Origin of the sequence: Streptomyces sp. NPDC101110 (genome assembly GCF_044759525.1) — a bacterium.
Taxonomy (GTDB): Bacteria; Actinomycetota; Actinomycetes; order Streptomycetales; family Streptomycetaceae; genus Streptomyces.
This window is the reverse complement of sequence record NZ_JBIVZM010000002.1, coordinates 359,760-376,498: the sequence shown is the minus strand read 5'-3', so window position 1 is coordinate 376,498 and position 16,739 is coordinate 359,760. Positions and strand designations below refer to the sequence as shown.

Genomic DNA, 16,739 nt, shown 5'->3' with positions numbered 1-16,739 from the left:
TCGGGCTTTGTTTATTTGCGGCACAAAGTCAGGCTAGGTGGGTGCGGGGTGGAGGACAAGGTGCGACTCTGGGACGAGACCCCGTCCGCCGGAGAGTGGACGCATCCGCCGAAGGAGCGCAGGAGGGCGCATGGGACGTGACGTGCCGGCCCTGGTGTTCACCCGGGAAGACCGCCGTCGGTACCGGGAGAAGATGCACACCGACCTCGAGGCGCTCGCCCGGATGCTCCGCGAGTCGGGATTCGAGAGCGAGCGCCCCCAGGTCGGGCTGGAGATAGAGCTCAATCTCGTCGACGACGCCGGGCTGCCCGCGATGCGCAACACCGACGTGCTCCAGGCGATCGCCGACCCCGCCTGGTCGAGCGAGCTGGGCCGCTTCAACCTGGAGATCAACATCCCGCCCCGGCAGCTGACGGCAGGCGGCCCCGGCTCCTGGGAGCAGGCGATCCGGGACGCCCTCAACCACGCCGAGGACCGGGCCGCGGCGGTGGGGGCGCACCTGATCATGGTCGGCATCCTGCCGACCCTGGGCGAGTCGGACGTCAGCGAGTCCGCGCTCTCCGGCGATCCGAGGTACCGCCTCCTCAACGAGCAGATCTTCGCGGCCCGCGGCGAGGACCTGCGGATCAAGGTCGACGGGGTGGAGCGCCTGTCGACGTACGCCGACACCATCACCCCGGAGGCGGCCTGCACCAGCACCCAGTTCCACCTCCAGGTCGCCCCCAAGGAGTTCCCGCACTACTGGAACGCGGCCCAGGCCATCGCGGGCGTGCAGATCGCCCTCGCGGCGAACTCCCCCTTCCTGTTCGGCAAGGAGCTGTGGCGCGAGACGCGCATCCCCCTGTTCGAGCAGGCCACCGACACCCGTCCCGAGGAGATCAAGGCCCAGGGCGTACGGCCCCGGGTGTGGTTCGGGGAGCGCTGGATCACCAGCGTCTTCGACCTCTTCGAGGAGAACGTGCGCTACTTCCCCGCCCTGCTGCCGCTGTGCGAGGACGAGGACCCGCAGAAGGAGCTGGACAGCGGCGGCGTGCCCCAGCTTGGCGAACTGACTCTGCACAACGGCACGATCTACCGCTGGAACCGTCCCATCTACGCGGTCACCGAGAGCGGTCCGCACCTGCGCATCGAGAACCGGGTGCTGCCCGCCGGCCCCACCGTCGCGGACATCATCGCCAACGGCGCCTTCTACTACGGCCTGACCCGCGCCCTGGTCGACGAGGACCGGCCGGTGTGGACGCGGATGTCCTTCTCGGTGGCCGAGGAGAACCTGCACACCGCGGCCCGGGACGGCATCGACGCCCGGCTGTACTGGCCCGGTGTGGGTGAAGTGCCGGTCACCGAGCTGGTGTTGCGGCGGCTGCTGCCCCTGGCCCACCGGGGCCTGGAGCTGACCGGCATGGACGCCGCGTGGCGCGAACCCCTGCTGGGCATCATCGAGCAGCGCTGCGTCACCGGCCGCAACGGCGCACTGTGGCAGGCGGAGACGGTGCACCACCTGGAGAAGGCCGGCATCTCCGACCGGCGTGAGGCACTGCGGCAGATGACCAGGACGTACATGGACTACATGCACATGAACGCCCCCGCCCACACCTGGCCCGTGGACTGACGTCAGCCGGTCCCGCCCTGCCACCGCGACGCCGCCGTCAGGGGTACGGGCTCGGGCACCTCCGCCGACGTCGACAGCTCGATCCGCCGTCCCTCGGCCGCCGAACGCAGCAGCGCGGTTATCGTCTCCAGCACGTGCAGGGCCAGGTCACCGTTCGCCCGCGGCGCACGCCCACCGCCCGCGGTGAGGAAGTCGAGCAGCCCGACGCCGCGGGCGCCGTCCGCGTAGCCCGCCGACACCGGGAGGGTGCGCCAGCCGCTGCCGCCGAGCGCGTGGAGGCGCACCTCGCCGTCGAAGCCGTTGGGATCGGGGACCGAGAGGGTGCCGCTCTCGCCGTGCACCTCGATCGGCGCGGCGGTGGTGGCCACGCCGTCGAAGCTGGTCGTGAGCGTCGTCAGCGTCCCGTTCACGTGCTCCAGCACTCCGGACACATGGCTGTCCACCTCGACCGGTATGCGCTCACCCGCGCGCGGGCCGGACCCGATGACGCGCTCGGTGCGCAGCCGTCCCGCCGCCCCGGTCACGGCGCGCACCGGCCCCAGCAGATGGACCAGCGCCGACAGGTAGTACGGCCCCATGTCCAGCAGCGGCCCGCCACCGGCCGTGTAGTAGAAGTCCGGGTGGGGGTGCCAGCGTTCATGGCCCGGTGTCACCATCACGGCCGAGGCGAACTGGGGACGCCCGATGGTTCCGGCCTCCACGGCCGCCCGCGCGGTCTGAACTCCCGTGCCCAGGACGGTGTCCGGGGCACAGCCCACACCGGTGCCCGCCGTGCCGGCGGCCTCCAGCACGGCCCGCGCCTCCTCCAGGCCCGCGGCCAGCGGCTTCTCCCCGTACACGTTCTTGCCGTGCCGGATCGCCCCGAAAGCGATCTCGGCGTGGGCCGCCGGCGTGGTCAGGTTCAGCACCGTGTCCACGTCCGGGCTGCTCAGCAGTTCCGCGACCGTCAGCGCACGGGCGCCGGGCAGGCCGGCGGCGGCCGCGGCCGACCGGGAGGCGTCGAGGTCGGCGACCGCGGTGACCCGCACCGCGGGATGGCCCGACAGTGTGTCCAGGTACGCGCGGGAGATGACACCCAGTCCTACGACCCCGACGCGGTGCGCGTCGCCCACAGCATGCCCCTCTCGACGATGGTGCGGACATCGGGGTGCTCCAGCACGTCGACGCTGTGCCCCGGCGTCGTCACCACGATTCGCCCGGCACCCCACCGGCGGGTCCAGACCGCCGGGGAGGTGACCGGCCGGTGCCAGGGCTGCCACGGACGGGTGGGGTGCGTGGTGGTGGCCAGGACGTCGACGAGGTCGTCGTGGAGCACCCAGTACTGCTCGGTGTCCAGCGTGAAGTCCTCGATGCCGGCGGTGATCGGGTGCGTCCGGCCGGCCTGCGTGATGCTGATGGTGTGCGACAGGAAGTTGTCCGCCGCCTCACCCCGGCGCTCGCACGGCTCCTTGCCGGGATGCGTGGCGAACTGCCCGCCCACCAGGTGCAGATAGTCCGAGGAGGCGCGGAACGAGTCGGCGATGCCGCCGTGCCAGCCGGTGAAGCCCGTGCCCGCCTCGACCGCGGAGCTCAGCCCCGCCAGTTGCTCGCGTGTGATCTCCGACATCGTCACGCACTGCACGACGAGGTCGGTGGCGGCCATCTCGGCGCCGTCCGCGTAGACCGCGGTCGACTCCTCGACCCGGACGGCGTATCCGTTGCCGCGGAGGAAGGGCAGGAACAGGTCCGTGGCCTCGACCGGCTGATGGCCTTCCCAGCCGCCGCGGACCACCAGCGCTCTTTTCTGCGTCATCGTGATCTCACTATGCGCCGGTCGCCCGCGGCCCGAGAAGAGGGCCGGACCTCACGAAAGTTTCGCGCCCGCGGCCCGCGCCGACACCATCCAGCACGCGGCGGTGTAGCGGACCTCCGCGCCCTGCACGAAGGGCTCGAAGGCGGGGCGGACCACCTCGACGATCTCCGCCCGGGTCCGCTCGTCGGCATCGGGCAACACGGTGCCGAGCGGTCCGAGCCGGCTGAAGAACGTGACGAGGTCCTTCTCGGGCAGGACGCAGGTGACGTCGGCCGGCCGGATGTCGATTCCGGCCCAGCCGCTCTCCGCCAGGACGCGGTGGACCCGCTCGGGGTCCGCGAACGCGAACTGGCCCGGCTCGTCCGGCCGGCGCACGGGAAGCTCCGGCAGGAACGGGGCCGCGGCGCTTTCCGCCGTCGTCATGAACGGGTTCTCCTCGGCGCCCCGCCACACGGCGCACCACAGCCCGGCCCCGTCCCTCATCGTGCTCCGGAGATTGGTGAAGGCCCGCACCGGGTCGCTGAAGAACATGACACCGAAGCGGGAGACGAGCGCGTCGAAGGCGGCGGGTTCGAAGGCGTACTGCTGCGCGTCCGCCTGAATGAAGGACGCGGGCACGCCCTCCTGTTCGGCCCGTGCCCGGGCCGCCTCGATCATCGGGCCGGAGATGTCGACCCCGACGCAGCGACCGGCCCGCCGGGCGACGGCCCGGGTGAGGGCGCCCGTGCCGCAGCCGACGTCGAGCACGCTCGCCGGGTGCTCCGCGGCCACGGCGTCGACGAGCAGCTCCTCGATGCCCCTGAACATCCCGTTCAGCACCTCCTGGAGGTCCACCCAGGCGTGGCCGGCGGGCCCGTTCCAGCGGGCGGCCTGCTCGTCGTAGGACTTGCGTGCGGCGTTCATCGTCGTCTCTCCCTCGGCTCGTTCTCGTCCCGCTCGTCTTCGTCCCGCTTGTCTTCGCCGGGACGGGATGACAGCGTTCTACTTCAAGTCGACTTGAGGTCAAGACAATGACAGACCTGGACATAGCGGAGGTGGCGCACCGCGCCGGGGTGCCCGCCTCGACGCTGCGCTTCTACGAGGAGAAGGGGCTGATCGCCCCGACCGGCCGACGCGGACTGCGGCGCCAGTACGACCCGGGGGTGCTGGAACGGCTGGCGCTGATCGCGCTGGGGCGGACGGCCGGGTTCTCGCTCGACGAGATCGCGCGGATGTTCGCGCCGGACGGGCAGCCGCGGATCGACCGGCGGATGCTCTCGGCCAAGGCGGCGGAACTGGACCGGACCGTCCGCGAACTGGGCGTCCTGCGCGACTCCCTGCGGCATGCCGCGGCGTGCCCGGCGCCGAGCCACCTGCAGTGCGACACCTTCCGCCGGCTGCTCGACGCGGCCGCGTCCGGCGGCATCCCGGCACCGGGAAGACGACCTCCCGAACGTCCCTGACGGCCTCCGTCCCCTGCCGGCCGGCTCCCGAACGCCGTTGGTGCTCCTGGTTCCGAATCGGCTCGGGCTCGGCCCGACTCCCGTCACCCCTGTCTCGGCTGGGAGGAAAAACGTTCCAACTCCGGCCACGTTATACTTGCCGTGCCCATGAAGGCCATCGTCGTGCCTGGTCGCGCGGCCGCAACAGCGAGGGGGTGGACGCCGTTCCGGCACGCCCCGCCCGCATCCAGGACGTCGCCGCAGCCGCCGGGGTCTCGGTGTCGACGGTGTCCAACGTGCTCAACCGGCCCGAGCGCGTCACCGCCCGGACGGCCGAACGCGTCCGCGTCGCCGTCGCCGAGCTCGACTACGTCCCCCACCCGGGAGCGGCGGGCCTGCGCACCGGCCACTCCTCCGCGATCGGGCTCGTGCTGCCCGACGTCACCAACTCCTTCTACGCACGCATCGCGCGCGGCGCCGCGGACGCCGCCTACGACCACGGCTACTCCCTCGTCCTCTGCCACAGCGGGGACGCCCCCGAACGGGAGCAGGGCTACTTCAGCATGCTCGTCGAGCAGCGGGCCGTCGGAGTCGTGGTCGTGCCGCTCAGCGCCGACCCGGGCCGGCTGGCCCGGCTGCGTGAGCGGGGCATCCCGCTCGTCCTGGCCGACCGTGCGATGCCCGACCGGGAGGGCTGCTCGGCCTCCGTCGACGACATCGCCGGCGGCCGTATCGCCGTACAGCACCTCCTGGACAGCGGGGCCCGTGACATCCTCGTCGTCAACGGCGAGCGCGGCATCCGCCAGTGCGCGGACCGGTACCAGGGCGCCCGGCAGGCCGTGCGCAGCCGCCGCGAGGCCCGGCTCGGCCAGGTCGTCGCCGAGCGGATGACCGTCGCGTACGGCACGGAGATCGCCCGCGGGCTGACGGACCTGCCCGACGGGGTGTTCTGCACCAACGACTTCCTCGCCGCGGGCCTGTGCCGCGGACTGACCGAACGGGGCGTGCGCATCCCCGAGGACGTACAGGTCGTCGGCTACGGCGACCTCGACGTCGCGACCTTCGGGGCGACGACCCTCTCCACGGTCCGCCAGCCGGTCGAGGACCTCGGCCGGGCGGCTGTGGAGATGCTGCTCGACGAGGTCGAGGCCGGTGCGGACCACCTTCACGAGACCCGCGTCTTCGCCCCGGGCCTCGTCCTGCGCGACTCCACCCGGCCGCCCGCTCTGGGGTAGGGGCGGGGGATGATCTAGAGTCGCCCTGCTCGAGGGAGGGTGGCGCATGGTGCGTGGGGGACATCGGCTGGCCTGGTGCGCGGCCGTGGTGCTGGCGCTGGCGGGCTGTGGGCGGGCGGAAGGGCCGTCGGAGCAACGGCCTGCCGACGGGACCGCGGAAGCGCGGCCCGCGTACGAGATCGCGGAAGAACTACCCGAGAAGCTGGGCGCGGACGGTACCACCATCACGGTCGGCGATCCCGGCGCGAAAGTGAAGGTGCACCTGTACGAGGACCCGCGGTGCCCCGTCTGCGAACAGTTCGAGATGTCGGGCGGCCCGCAGTTGCGCAAGGCAATGCTCGAGCGCTGGGCCTCGACGGAGTACACCATGGCTTCCTTCCTCGACGACCGCGTCGGCGGCAGCGGATCGAAGAAGGCGGTCAACGCACTGCGTGCGGCGCTGGAGCAGGGCAAGTTCGTGGAGTACCACGAGGTCCTCTACTACAACCAGCCCGAAGAGAGCGTCGACGGCTACACCGACGCCCGCCTGCTCGAGCTGGCCGGACAGGTGGAAGGGCTGCGCAGCACAGTGTTCGACAACGCGGTGAAGACCATGAAGTACCGCGACTTCGTGGCCGCTTCCCAGAAGGCCTACGAGCGCGCGGGAGACACGTCGGAGCCCGAGGGGCCCGGCACACCCACCGCGGTGATCAACGACAAGCGGATCACCGCTGAGACCGCCGGCGTTCTCTACGACAGCACGATGTTCACCGAGCTGCTCCGGCAGATCCACGCCCATCCACAGGAGTGGGAAGCCACCACCTTGTGAGGCCCGGGCGAGTGTCCGTGCGGTCGTGATGAATGCCGGGGCCAGGGCCGGCTGCTCAGTCGGGGCGGGCGCTGTGCCCGGTCGGCGATGTGCCGGTCGAATCCGGCCCGCACCCGCACCGGAACGTCCTTAACGGCGTCACGCCCTGACCCCGGACGGGATCCGCAGCGTCACCGGCCCCCACAGCCCCGACGACAGCTGGGACGCGAAGGCCCACTCGGTCGGTGTGGCCTGTGAGAGATACGGCGCCAGCGTGCCCCGGACCGTCACCTCCAGCCGGACGGTACGGCCCGCGGCACCGCGCAGCGGGAATCGGTACGGCGGACAGAACGCCTCACCGGCGAACTCCCCGTCGACCGCGATCTCCGCGCTGCCCCGCACCCGCCCCAGATCCAGCACCGGATCGGGCCCGGCCGGCACCTCCACCGTCCGTGCGTACGTCACGCCGCCGCTCCAACCGCCCAGCCCCAGCTCGCGCCAGTCGCCCAGCGCCAGCGGCGCCGGCACCGTCCGCACCCGCACCGGACCGCGCCAGGCCGAGCCGCCCCGCAGGACGCACGTGGGCTCGGTAACCACCTCGACCTCGGTGGCGTCCGGGGTCGGCTCACGGAGTGTCAGCCGATCGCCGGTCAGAGGCAGTTCGCCGCCGCCCCCGATCCGCACGGTGGCGTCGAGCGCCAACGGCAGCTCCAGCGACACCGTCCCCGGCGGAACCGTGAACCGGAACCGCTGCGGTACCGCCCGGACGTCATCGGTGGACCGCGACGGCCACACGGCACCGCCGAGCACCGGCGTGCCGTTGAGCCACGCAGTGCCCGGGAGCGGGTGCGGCCGCACGGCCGCGTGACAGTGCTGCAACTCGCCCCGCCTGCGGGCGTCCTCGACGGCAGGGCCCCGCCACGAACCCGTCCGGGCTTCCCAGCCGGCGCCGCTGACCAGGGCCCTCACCCCGGACGCGGATCGCACCACCAGGTCGACGAACACCGCGTCCCGGACGTCGGCGCTGTCGGCCACGACCTCCAGGAGATGCTCTCCCGCGCCGAGTTCCCGCTCGTGCCGGAAGAACATCGGCACGGCGCCCCAGTCCGCCTCGTAGTACTCCACCTTCTCCTGCCGCGCCAGCACGTCCCCGTCGAGCAGCACCGTCACCGCGCAGGCGGCCCCGACGACGAGCACCGCACGCGCCTCCCCGGCCGGGACCGGGAGCCGTCGGCGATAGACCACACGGCCGTCGGGCCGGACCCCGTCCGGCGGACGCATGAACCGCGGCCGCGGGCCGAGACCGCCCGGCTCGGACAGGCAGAAGAAACTGCCGAGCGGGGTGCCCGCGACGGCCGAGATCGTCGAGGGCCGGTCCTGAGCGTGTGACAACTCGTACTCGAGCACGTTGCGGTCCCGGTCCACGGTGACCGGAGCCGAGGCCAGGTAACCGCCGCCGTACGGGCCCAGCGGCTCGCCGTTCCACCACACCCGCTTGGCAGCCTCCGCGCCGACGTGCAGTTCGGCGGGGCCCCGAAGGCCGGTCTCCACGATCGCCCGGACCCGTGCGGCCGTGCCGACGGCCGGCACCGGGACCCGCACGAACTCCTCGTTCACCAGCCCTTTGGTGCCCAGCAGTCCGCCCTGGTCCGGGATGCCCCGGCTCGACGAGTACACTCCCGCCTCCCAGGCCGCGTCGGGCGGCACCAGCGGCAGTTCGCCGGCGAGCACCCGCTCCACGCCCGCCGCGTCCAGCGGCTCGGGAGCCAGGTCGAGCGGTACCGGGGGCAGGACACGGACCCGGTTGCCGTAGGTGACCCGGGCGCGCTCCCACACCGTGCCCTCGGTCCACTCCATGGTCCAGATCTGCGGCTCCCGCACCGAGGTTCCCGGGGGCAGGGCGAGATCACCCCAGGTGTTGTCCATCGTCGGAACCAGCCAGCCCTGCCAGCCGGACGAGAGGTCGAGCACCCGGACCGCCGTGGCCTTCGGAGGTGGCGCCGGTTCCGCACGGCCCTCGCGCCAGACGACGAGGACCGCCGGCGCGCCCTCCAGAGGCACCTCGACGGCCGACGAGGCGCCGTCCGCCCGGACCGTGACGCGGGCGGAGCTGCGGGAGCCGGTCGCCGGATTCCAGACCTCGGCCTGCGCCACGGCGGCCCGGACGGTGACGGACGAGGTGCGCACGGGCGCGGGCGCGGAACCGGGCGGCCGCAGCGGATGTGCGCCGATCTCCGGGAAGGCCGCCGTGACCAGCGCCACCGCCTCGCTCCCCTTCCGCCGGACGAGCAGCGGCACGTCGCCCGTCGCGTGCCCGGCCGCGTCGGCCACCGCCGCGGCCGCGGTCTCGGGGCCGCACACCCGCTCCAGCCGGGGATGGGCGAGCAGCGCCGTCACGACGGAGTCGTCACCGAACCGTCCGGCGGCCGTCGCGGGCGGGCGGCCCACGAGGACCACCCGCCCTCCGGCGTCGAGCAGTTCGGACAGCCGCCGTGCCGTGCCCTCCTCCAGCACGCTCGCCGAGGGCAGCAGCACCACCCGGTACGCCAGGTCCCTGATCCGCAGGGCGCCGTCGGTGGCCCGGGCGCGCTGGACCGAGTCGTCGTCGATGACGTCGAAGGACACCCCGTGCCGGTCCAGGGCACCGGCGTGCGGCCGGAGCCAGTTATTGGTGCCGCACAGGTCGAGGTAGTGCCGCTGGGTCTCGTCGGCGAGGGCGTGCCCCTCGCCCAGCCGGCCGTCGCCGAAGTGCCGGACCGGTGCGTCCAGGGGCACGAGGGCCTGCATGGTGGCGGTCGGGTGCAGCACCGCCACATCGGCGGCGTAGCCGCCCCAGGACATGATCGAGCAGATCCGGGACACGGCCCGGGAGAACGCCGGGTACTGCCTCCAGTAGGGCTGGCGCCAGTCGGTGGACGGCGGCGCCCACTCGAACCAGCCTCCCGCCGTGCCGAAGTAACTGGCATGCGGGTTGTAGAGGTTGGCCCCGCTGCGCAGGAACGGCAGCAGCCAGTCGTAGGTGTCCTCCAGCGTGCCGCCCCAGCCGGAGGAGTGGAACGCCTCGATCCAGACACGTTCGTGGCCGTGGAGGTGGGCCATCGACGAGTGCACCTTGGCGTCGCCGTGGTGGTCGCTGCCCGCGGCGCTGTACCAGCGGTGGGTGCGGAAGTAGTCGGTGTAGATCTGCGTGGACTGCGCCGGGTAACCCGCGCGGGCGGGGTGGCTCTGGTCGCTGCCCAGCAGCAGACCACGCTCGCGGTGCCAGGCGGCGAGCGGCCGGAACAGGGCCTCCTCGGTCAGTTCCGCCCGGACCGCGTAGTAGTCCGCGCGGACCTTCCCCTCGGCGACGCCGGCGTCCGCGCCGAACAGGGCGGGCAGGTGGTCGAGCAGGTCGTAGCCGCGCCGGGTGCGGAACTCCTCGGCGAAACGAGGGCTCCAGGCGTTGGTGCCGGGCAGTTCGTCCTGGAAGCTGCCCGCGATGACGGTGCCCAGGTGCTCCGGCACGCGGCGGTCGTACTCGTGGTGGACGGCGTCCATCAGCAGACCCACGGCGTGCCGGTCCAGGTAGTCGAACGCCGTGGGGACGGTGGTGACGAGCCGGACCCCGGTACCGTCGGCGGCGGCGATCCGGCCGTCCGCGCAAAGATCGAGCCGCCGACCCTGCCGGGAGTACGCGGCCAGCGGCGTCCCCGGGTCCGTCAGGTCCAGCGCACCCCCGCTGACACGGACATCACGGCAGCGCAGTGCCAGTCCGGAGGCCTCTGGGTGACGACGCGTCACACCGCCCTGCACATTGGCCCCGGAGAACCCGATCTGGTCGTAGAACCACAGCCGCGTGCCCAGTTCCGCCGAGATCTCGCAGGCTTCGGTGAAGCGCGCCCACCACTCCTCGCCGAACCACGCCGGATCGTCGGCCCGGGCTCCGAACGTCGGGCCCGCCGGGGCCAGGTTGATGACGACGAGGTTGTGGACACCGCCCGCCGCGAACGCCCGCAACTGCCAGGCGAGTCGCTCGCGGGTGACCTTCGCACCCGACCACCACCACAACGGAGTGGGGCCGAAGTCGCGGGGCGGGTCGTCGAACAGCCGGCGGAGCTCGGGGGAGATCACGGACACGGTCCTTCCCCTGAAACGTTTTCAGACCTCATTCACCGTAGGTGAGCTGGTGCGGTCACGCCACACCCCGGGCCGGAACCGCAGAATCCGACCCCGCGTCGGCGATACGTGCGCGACACCTTGTTGCAACGTTTTTCTCCCCCTATATTCGCTGCGACCAGGCCCCCGGGAACGCGATGTCACCAGACGACGGAGTCGCATCATGGCCGGTACCCGCCCCATCCCCAGACCGCTCTGGAAGGCCGCCGCCCTGTCGGGCATGGCCTCCTACCTCGACGCCGGGCTGATCGTGAGCATCTCCGTCAACCTGGCCGTCTACCGCGACAGTTACGACATGGGTGTGTGGATGGCCGGGGCGATCAGCGCGATCGTCACCGGCTGCATCGCCGTCGGATCCCTCGTCGGCGGTCGGCTCGCCGACCTCTTCGGCCGCCGCCGCGTCTACAACTGGGACATCTTCTGCTTCGCGATCGGCGCCCTCGTCATCACACTCGCGCCGGACGACATCACCCTGCTGGCCGGTGTACTCGTCGCGGGGCTCGCGGCCGGCGCCGACCTGCCGACGTCCCTGGCCGTGGTCTCGGACGCGGCGCCCTCCTGGGCCCGGGGGAGACTGGTGGCGTTCACCCAGGTCATGTGGATGCTGGGCATCGCCGTCGCCATCTTCCTCGGCTTCGTCCTGTCCACCACGGGCATGACCGGCGCACGTCTCATCACCGGGCAACTGGCCGTCGCCGCACTCCTCACCTGGGCGCTGCGGTCCCGGCTGAAGCTGTCCGACGGGCCCGCGGAACCGGACACCGGGAGCGTCCCCGAGGGCATCGCCCTGAAGAGTGTGTGGACCCGCGGCGCGATGCTGCCGATGGCCGCGACGTTCGTGTTCTACGTGACCTGGGGCCTGGGAGCCAACACCTTCGGTCAGTTCGGAACCTATCTGCTCGTCACCGTCAGCGACGCCTCGCAGAGCCTGGCCACCGGCATCAACCTGGCCGCCATCCCGATCGGCGTGCTGCTGACCTTCGCCTTCGTACGCGTCGCCGACACCCCCTGGCGCGACCGGCTGTTCCACGCGGCCGCGGTGGTGCAGATTCTCGCCTTCGTCATCGCGTCGCTCACCGCGGGCGCACTCGTCGGCATGCTCGTCTTCTTCGTGCTCTACCAGCTCTCCAACCCGTTCGCCGGAGAGGCCAACTACAAGGTGTGGTCGCAGCTCACGCTGCCCGCGGACACCCGCGGCACCACCCAGGGCCTGACCTACGCACTGTCGCGGGGCGTCTTCGCGGTCGCCGCGTTCTTCACCCCCGCGCTGGCCGACCGCAGCCCCACCGTCCTGCTCTGGACGATCACCGTCTGCATGACGGTGGCGGCGTTCGCGGGCGTGTTCATCATCCGCGTCCTGGTCCCGCGCTCCACGCGTGCCGTGCGGGACCGAACGGACCTGCCCGTCCCCAGCACCTGAGCCGCAGCACCCCTCCGCAAGGAGCAACCGGAGCCACAGCCCCGGCGAGAGCACCCGAGCCGCGGCACCCGTCTACAAGGACCAACCAGAGCCGCAGCACCCCGGCAAGAGCACCCGAGCCGCGGCAACCCCGCAACCCGAGCCGCAGCACCCCGACAAGGAGCACCGCCCATGGCAACGACCGCGGACGGCACGGCCGTACGTTCCGCCGCCTTGCACGATCTGCTCCCGCCCGTCACCCGGCGCCGCACCCGCATCGGACTGGTCGCCGGCGGACTCGGCACGTACTGGCCGCAGTTCCCCGGTCTCCTCCCGCAACTGCGGGAGTCGGCCGCGTATGTCGCCGGACGACTCCGGGAGATGGACGCCGACGTGACCGACGCCGGATTCGTCTCCGACGCCCGCGAGGGCGCCCGCGCCGCCGAAGAACTGCGGCGGGCCGACTGCGACCTGATCGTGCTGTTCCTGACGACCTACCTGACCTCGTCGATGGTGCTGCCGATCGCCCGGCGTTCGCACACACCGGTCCTGGTCATCGACCTCCAGCCGTCCGAGAGGATGGACCACGCCGCCTTCGACACCGGCGCCTGGCTGGCCTACTGCGGACAGTGCCCCGTCCCCGAGGTCGGCAACGTCTTCCGGCGCGCCGGCATCCCCTTCCGGTCGGTGTCCGGCTGGCTGCGCCAGGAGTCCGCCTGGCGGCGCATCGAGCAGTGGATCCGGGCCGCCCACATCCGTGCCGCGCTCCGGCACGCCCGGCACGGCCTCATGGGGCACGTGTACCCCGGCATGCTCGACGTGCAGACCGATCCGACGCTGCTCGCCACGACGTTCGGCTCACACGTCGAGGTCCTGGAGTTCGACGACCTGCGGCACCGGGTGGAACGGGTGACGGAGGCCGAGACCCGGGAGCGGATGGCCCTCGCCCGGCGGATCTTCACCCTGGACGACAGCGTCGTGGAGGGGGACTTCGCCTGGGGCGCGACCGTGTCCGTCGCCCTGGACCGGCTGGTCGCCGACTTCGAACTCGACAGCCTCGCCTACTACCACCGCGGCCTGGACGGCGAGCTGCACGAGCGGCTCGGCGCGGGCATGATCCTCGGCGCCTCCCTACTCACCGCCCGGGGGGTGCCCGCGGCCGGCGAATACGAACTGCGGACGTCTGTGGCCCAGTTGGCGTCCCAGAGCGTCGGCGCCGGAGGCTCCTTCACCGAGATCCAGGCCCTGAACTTCGAGGACGGCGTGGTGGAGATGGGCCATGACGGACCCGCCCACCTCGGGGTGGGCGCCCGTGACCCGCTGCTGCGCGGGCTCGGCGTCTACCACGGCAAGCGCGGCTGGGGAGTGAGCGTCGAGTTCGACGTCCGGCACGGGCCCATCACGCTGCTGGGCCTCGGCCAGGACGCCGACGGCGGTCTGTCCTTCGTCACCTCCGAGGGAACCGTCGTACCGGGACCGCTGCTGGCGATCGGCAACACCACCAGCCGCGTCGACTTCGGCCGGGACCCCGGTGAATGGGTCGACGCCTGGAGCGCCACGGGCGTCGGCCACCACTGGTCCCTCGCCGTGGGGCACCGCACGGCCGATTTCCGGGCTGCCGCGAGCCTGCTGGGCATCGACCACCGGCACGTCTGACCGCCTCGGCGGGGCTCACGGGCGTCGACCGGACCGGGATCGCCCGGTGGCCCCGTCTCAGCCGGGCTCGCCGGTGTCGACCGATGCGGGAGCGCCCGGTGACCACCTGCCGGCGAGACCCGCGCAGCCGCGCAGGACGCCGTATCCGTAGGGAAGGAGTTCGCCCGCCCCCTCCACGAAGGCAGCCCGGGATCGAGGACGCAGCCGGGATGTCCCCGGAGCCGGCACGGGCGGCGGTGCGCGACCCCGGCCCGAGATCGCTGAGGCGGGCACGGACGCGGGTGGGTGTCGCCCCCACCCGGAGATGGGTGGCGGCACCGATGGTGGAGCCACCGCCCCGCGTGTGAGGCTGGCAGCACCGCCTGAGCCGCCGCGCCCCTCGTCATGGCCGCGGTCTCGAGATGCGCCGAGAGGCGCACGTCCCCGTTCGTCGTGCCCCTGAAGGAGGAGCCCCTATCCATCCCCGTTCGGTGAAACGATCCGCCTGCGCGTCCACGAAGGTGGTGATCCGTGGGACACGCTGACAGCCTCCTCGCCATGGGCGGAGCCTTTCTGGCCGCCGCCCTCTTCGCCCGTCTCGGCGGCAGAATCGGGCTCCCCACGATCCCGCTGTTCATGCTCGCCGGCATCCTGCTCGGCCCGCACACCCCGGGCCTGGTGATCGTCCAGGACGCGCACGACTTCGAGATGCTCTCCGCGCTCGGTCTGGTGCTGCTGCTCTTCTACCTGGGCCTGGAGTTCCACCTCGACGACCTGAAGGACGGCGGTCGGCGCCTGCTGACGGCGGGTGGGATCTATCTGCTGCTCAACGTCGGCGCGGGCCTGGCATTCGGCTTCGCGCTGGGCTGGGGCGTCCGCGAGGCGCTGGTCCTCGCCGGTGTCCTCGGGATCTCCTCGTCCGCCATCGTCACCAAGATCCTCATCGACCTGGGCCGCATCGGCCGCCCGGAGACGCGTCTCATCCTCGGGGTCATCGTGGTGGAGGACATCTTCCTCGCGCTGTACCTCGCCGCCCTCCAGCCCGTCATCAGCGGCGCGCAGGGCGTCGGCGACATGGTCCTCCAGGGTGCCAAGGCCTTCGGCTTCCTGCTGCTGCTCGCGACGGCCGCGCGCCACGGCACGAAACCGGTCGGACGGCTCATCGCCACCCGCGACAACGAACTGCTCGTCATCAGCTTCCTCGGCGCGGCCGTCCTGGTGGCGGGGGTCGCCGAGGTCCTCGGAGTCGCCGACGCCATCGGTGCGTTCATGGTCGGCCTGATCCTGGCCGGAACCCCCTCCGGCCCGCGGATCCGGGACCTGGTGCATCCGCTGCGCGACGCCTTCGCGGCCATCTTCTTCTTCGCGTTCGGACTCTCCATCGACCCCGGCGACCTCGTGTCCGTGGCCGGACCGGTCGCCGCCGCGGCCGCGCTGACCCTCGTCATGAACGTCGCCGCGGGTCTCCTCGTCGCCCGCGTGTACCGCTACGGCATCGAGCCGGCCGCCGAGATCGCCACGACCCTCGTGGCCCGCGGCGAGTTCGCGCTGATCCTGGCCGCCATGGCCGCCGGCGCCGGTCTCGACGCCCGGCTCGCCCCGTTCATCGCCGGGTACGTCCTCGTCCTCGCGGTGCTCGGCCCCATCGCCGCCGGACGCGCCCACCTGCTCGCCCGCACGCTCCGGGCGGGACACGCCCTCCTGCCCCGCCCCACGTCCCCGGCGTCCGACGGCGAGCCCGCGGACGAGAGCGCCCCGTCCGTTCCTCAGCGGGCCGAGGCCGAGCGCTAGCGGGCGAGCGGGCGGACGAAAGCGCCCCGTCCGTTCCTCAGCCGGCCCAGGCCGAGCGCCGGCGGGTGCGCCGGGCGCCGACCCGCTCAGGGCTCGATCAGCCCCGCACGGATCGCGTACCGGGTCAGTTCCAGCCGGTCCTCGAGACCGAGTTCGGCCCGATGCCGTTCCACCACCATGGGGCTGAGGCCCAGCAGCAGCAACGGCTCGCCCCGCGTGGTGGCCCGGCACGCCTCGACCAGGTGGGCTTCGGCCTCCAGGACGAGCCGCGCACGGCGCCGCACCCCGCCTCCTCGAGACCGTCACCCCCGGCGTGCGCGCTGCCCGGCCCGGCGGCCATCCGTGACGGCACCCATTTCCGTGGTGAACACCCCACCCCCGGACCGGCGTTCGCGTGGGGCTGCCACCGGGAAGGATGGGGGTGGGGCCCGATGGTGCGAGCGCCGGAGGGGGGAGAGGCTGAAGCCCTGGTGAGGCGGCCGCTGCCGCCGGCACAGCCGCACCGGCGTCCCGCCCCCCTGCGCACCGTCACAGGACCCGACACCCCGAGGACCTGCCATGACCTCGGCCGCGCCTGCCTCGAAGCGCTCGGGTCCGGAAAGGAGAAGCCGTGCCCCGGTCCGAAGACCACCGTCTGATGCGTCTCGAAGCACGACTGGAGCGGGAGGACCCCCGGTTCGCGCGGGCCATGAGCTCCGGCCGCCCCGCCCGGCCCCGCGAGTACCGGCGGACCGGAGCCTGGTGGGGGCTGGCGCTCGGCGTCGTCGTGCTGGCCTCCGGCATCGCACTGGCCCAGGGGCTGCTCATCGCGGGCGGGCTGGTCCTCGTCGGCATGGCGGCCCAGCTGGCGGACCCGGACCCGGCCCGCATGACGCACCGGGGGTTCGGGCGCCGCTGACGCGGACGGCCCTCCGC

13 protein-coding genes are annotated in these 16,739 nt (G+C 72.5%); 8 read left to right on the top strand and 5 right to left on the bottom strand.

Features of this window, described 5'->3' with window-relative positions; translation table 11 throughout:
• Positions 1 to 130 precede the first annotated feature (130 nt).
• Complete coding sequence (locus ACIQU3_RS05095) at positions 131 to 1,609, top strand: glutamate--cysteine ligase (protein WP_403727496.1); 1,479 nt, start codon at positions 131 to 133, stop codon at positions 1,607 to 1,609.
• A gap of 2 nt (positions 1,610 to 1,611) precedes the next feature.
• Here the strand turns inward: ACIQU3_RS05095 and ACIQU3_RS05090 are convergent, their stop codons facing one another.
• Genes ACIQU3_RS05090 through ACIQU3_RS05080 form a run of 3 tightly spaced genes read right to left on the bottom strand, consistent with a single transcriptional unit; the run spans position 1,612 to position 4,304 of the window.
• Positions 1,612 to 2,721: a Gfo/Idh/MocA family protein gene (locus tag ACIQU3_RS05090; protein ID WP_403923388.1), complete on the bottom strand. Its 1,110-nt coding sequence runs from the start codon at positions 2,719 to 2,721 to the stop codon at positions 1,612 to 1,614.
• The gene (locus tag ACIQU3_RS05085; protein ID WP_403923386.1) at positions 2,691 to 3,401 is read right to left on the bottom strand and encodes a ThuA domain-containing protein; all 711 of its coding nucleotides are present in this window, start codon (positions 3,399 to 3,401) and stop codon (positions 2,691 to 2,693) included. Before ACIQU3_RS05085 ends, ACIQU3_RS05090 begins: the two co-directional genes overlap by 31 nt.
• A gap of 51 nt (positions 3,402 to 3,452) precedes the next feature.
• Positions 3,453 to 4,304, bottom strand: a complete 852-nt coding sequence (locus ACIQU3_RS05080; RefSeq protein ID WP_403923384.1) for a class I SAM-dependent methyltransferase — start codon at positions 4,302 to 4,304, stop codon at positions 3,453 to 3,455.
• A 107-nt stretch (positions 4,305 to 4,411) separates the two neighbouring features.
• On the opposite strand from ACIQU3_RS05080, the gene ACIQU3_RS05075 reads away from it, so the two are divergent.
• The 3 genes from ACIQU3_RS05075 (at position 4,412) to ACIQU3_RS05065 (ending at position 6,865) form a co-directional block, all read left to right on the top strand.
• Positions 4,412 to 4,843, top strand: coding sequence for a helix-turn-helix domain-containing protein (locus ACIQU3_RS05075; protein ID WP_403923382.1), 432 nt, complete (start codon positions 4,412 to 4,414; stop codon positions 4,841 to 4,843).
• A gap of 194 nt (positions 4,844 to 5,037) precedes the next feature.
• Positions 5,038 to 6,057, top strand: a complete 1,020-nt coding sequence (locus tag ACIQU3_RS05070) for a LacI family DNA-binding transcriptional regulator (RefSeq protein WP_403923380.1) — start codon at positions 5,038 to 5,040, stop codon at positions 6,055 to 6,057.
• Between the two features lie 46 nt (positions 6,058 to 6,103).
• On the top strand, positions 6,104 to 6,865 hold the full coding sequence (locus ACIQU3_RS05065; protein WP_403923378.1) for a thioredoxin domain-containing protein: 762 nt from the start codon (positions 6,104 to 6,106) through the stop codon (positions 6,863 to 6,865).
• Positions 6,866 to 7,003: 138 nt separating this feature from the next.
• Here the strand turns inward: ACIQU3_RS05065 and ACIQU3_RS05060 are convergent, their stop codons facing one another.
• On the bottom strand, positions 7,004 to 10,954 hold the full coding sequence (locus ACIQU3_RS05060; RefSeq protein ID WP_403727512.1) for a glycosyl hydrolase: 3,951 nt from the start codon (positions 10,952 to 10,954) through the stop codon (positions 7,004 to 7,006).
• Positions 10,955 to 11,162: 208 nt separating this feature from the next.
• Here ACIQU3_RS05060 and ACIQU3_RS05055 point away from each other — a divergent pair, with 208 nt between their 5' ends.
• The 3 genes from ACIQU3_RS05055 (at position 11,163) to ACIQU3_RS05045 (ending at position 15,824) form a co-directional block, all read left to right on the top strand.
• Positions 11,163 to 12,419, top strand: a complete 1,257-nt coding sequence (locus ACIQU3_RS05055; protein ID WP_403727515.1) for an MFS transporter — start codon at positions 11,163 to 11,165, stop codon at positions 12,417 to 12,419.
• A gap of 171 nt (positions 12,420 to 12,590) precedes the next feature.
• Entirely contained in the window at positions 12,591 to 14,054 is a 1,464-nt protein-coding gene (locus ACIQU3_RS05050; protein ID WP_403727517.1) for an arabinose isomerase, read from the top strand.
• Between the two features lie 510 nt (positions 14,055 to 14,564).
• Entirely contained in the window at positions 14,565 to 15,824 is a 1,260-nt protein-coding gene (locus ACIQU3_RS05045; protein ID WP_403727519.1) for a cation:proton antiporter, read from the top strand.
• 86 nt (positions 15,825 to 15,910) lie between these two features.
• On the opposite strand, the gene ACIQU3_RS05040 is transcribed toward ACIQU3_RS05045, so the two are convergent.
• Positions 15,911 to 16,108, bottom strand: coding sequence for a hypothetical protein (locus ACIQU3_RS05040; RefSeq protein WP_403728294.1), 198 nt, complete (start codon positions 16,106 to 16,108; stop codon positions 15,911 to 15,913).
• Positions 16,109 to 16,434: 326 nt separating this feature from the next.
• On the opposite strand from ACIQU3_RS05040, the gene ACIQU3_RS05035 reads away from it, so the two are divergent.
• On the top strand, positions 16,435 to 16,722 hold the full coding sequence (locus ACIQU3_RS05035; protein ID WP_403727521.1) for a DUF3040 domain-containing protein: 288 nt from the start codon (positions 16,435 to 16,437) through the stop codon (positions 16,720 to 16,722).
• Positions 16,723 to 16,739: the final 17 nt, after the last annotated feature.

Coding starts and splice junctions, on each gene's coding strand:
- ACIQU3_RS05095 (WP_403727496.1), top strand. CDS start 131: ATGGGACGTGACGTGCCGGCCCTGGTGTTCACCCGGGAAGACCGCCGT.
- ACIQU3_RS05085 (WP_403923386.1), bottom strand. CDS start 3,401: ATGACGCAGAAAAGAGCGCTGGTGGTCCGCGGCGGCTGGGAAGGCCAT.
- ACIQU3_RS05080 (WP_403923384.1), bottom strand. CDS start 4,304: ATGAACGCCGCACGCAAGTCCTACGACGAGCAGGCCGCCCGCTGGAAC.
- ACIQU3_RS05075 (WP_403923382.1), top strand. CDS start 4,412: ATGACAGACCTGGACATAGCGGAGGTGGCGCACCGCGCCGGGGTGCCC.
- ACIQU3_RS05065 (WP_403923378.1), top strand. CDS start 6,104: ATGGTGCGTGGGGGACATCGGCTGGCCTGGTGCGCGGCCGTGGTGCTG.
- ACIQU3_RS05055 (WP_403727515.1), top strand. CDS start 11,163: ATGGCCGGTACCCGCCCCATCCCCAGACCGCTCTGGAAGGCCGCCGCC.
- ACIQU3_RS05050 (WP_403727517.1), top strand. CDS start 12,591: ATGGCAACGACCGCGGACGGCACGGCCGTACGTTCCGCCGCCTTGCAC.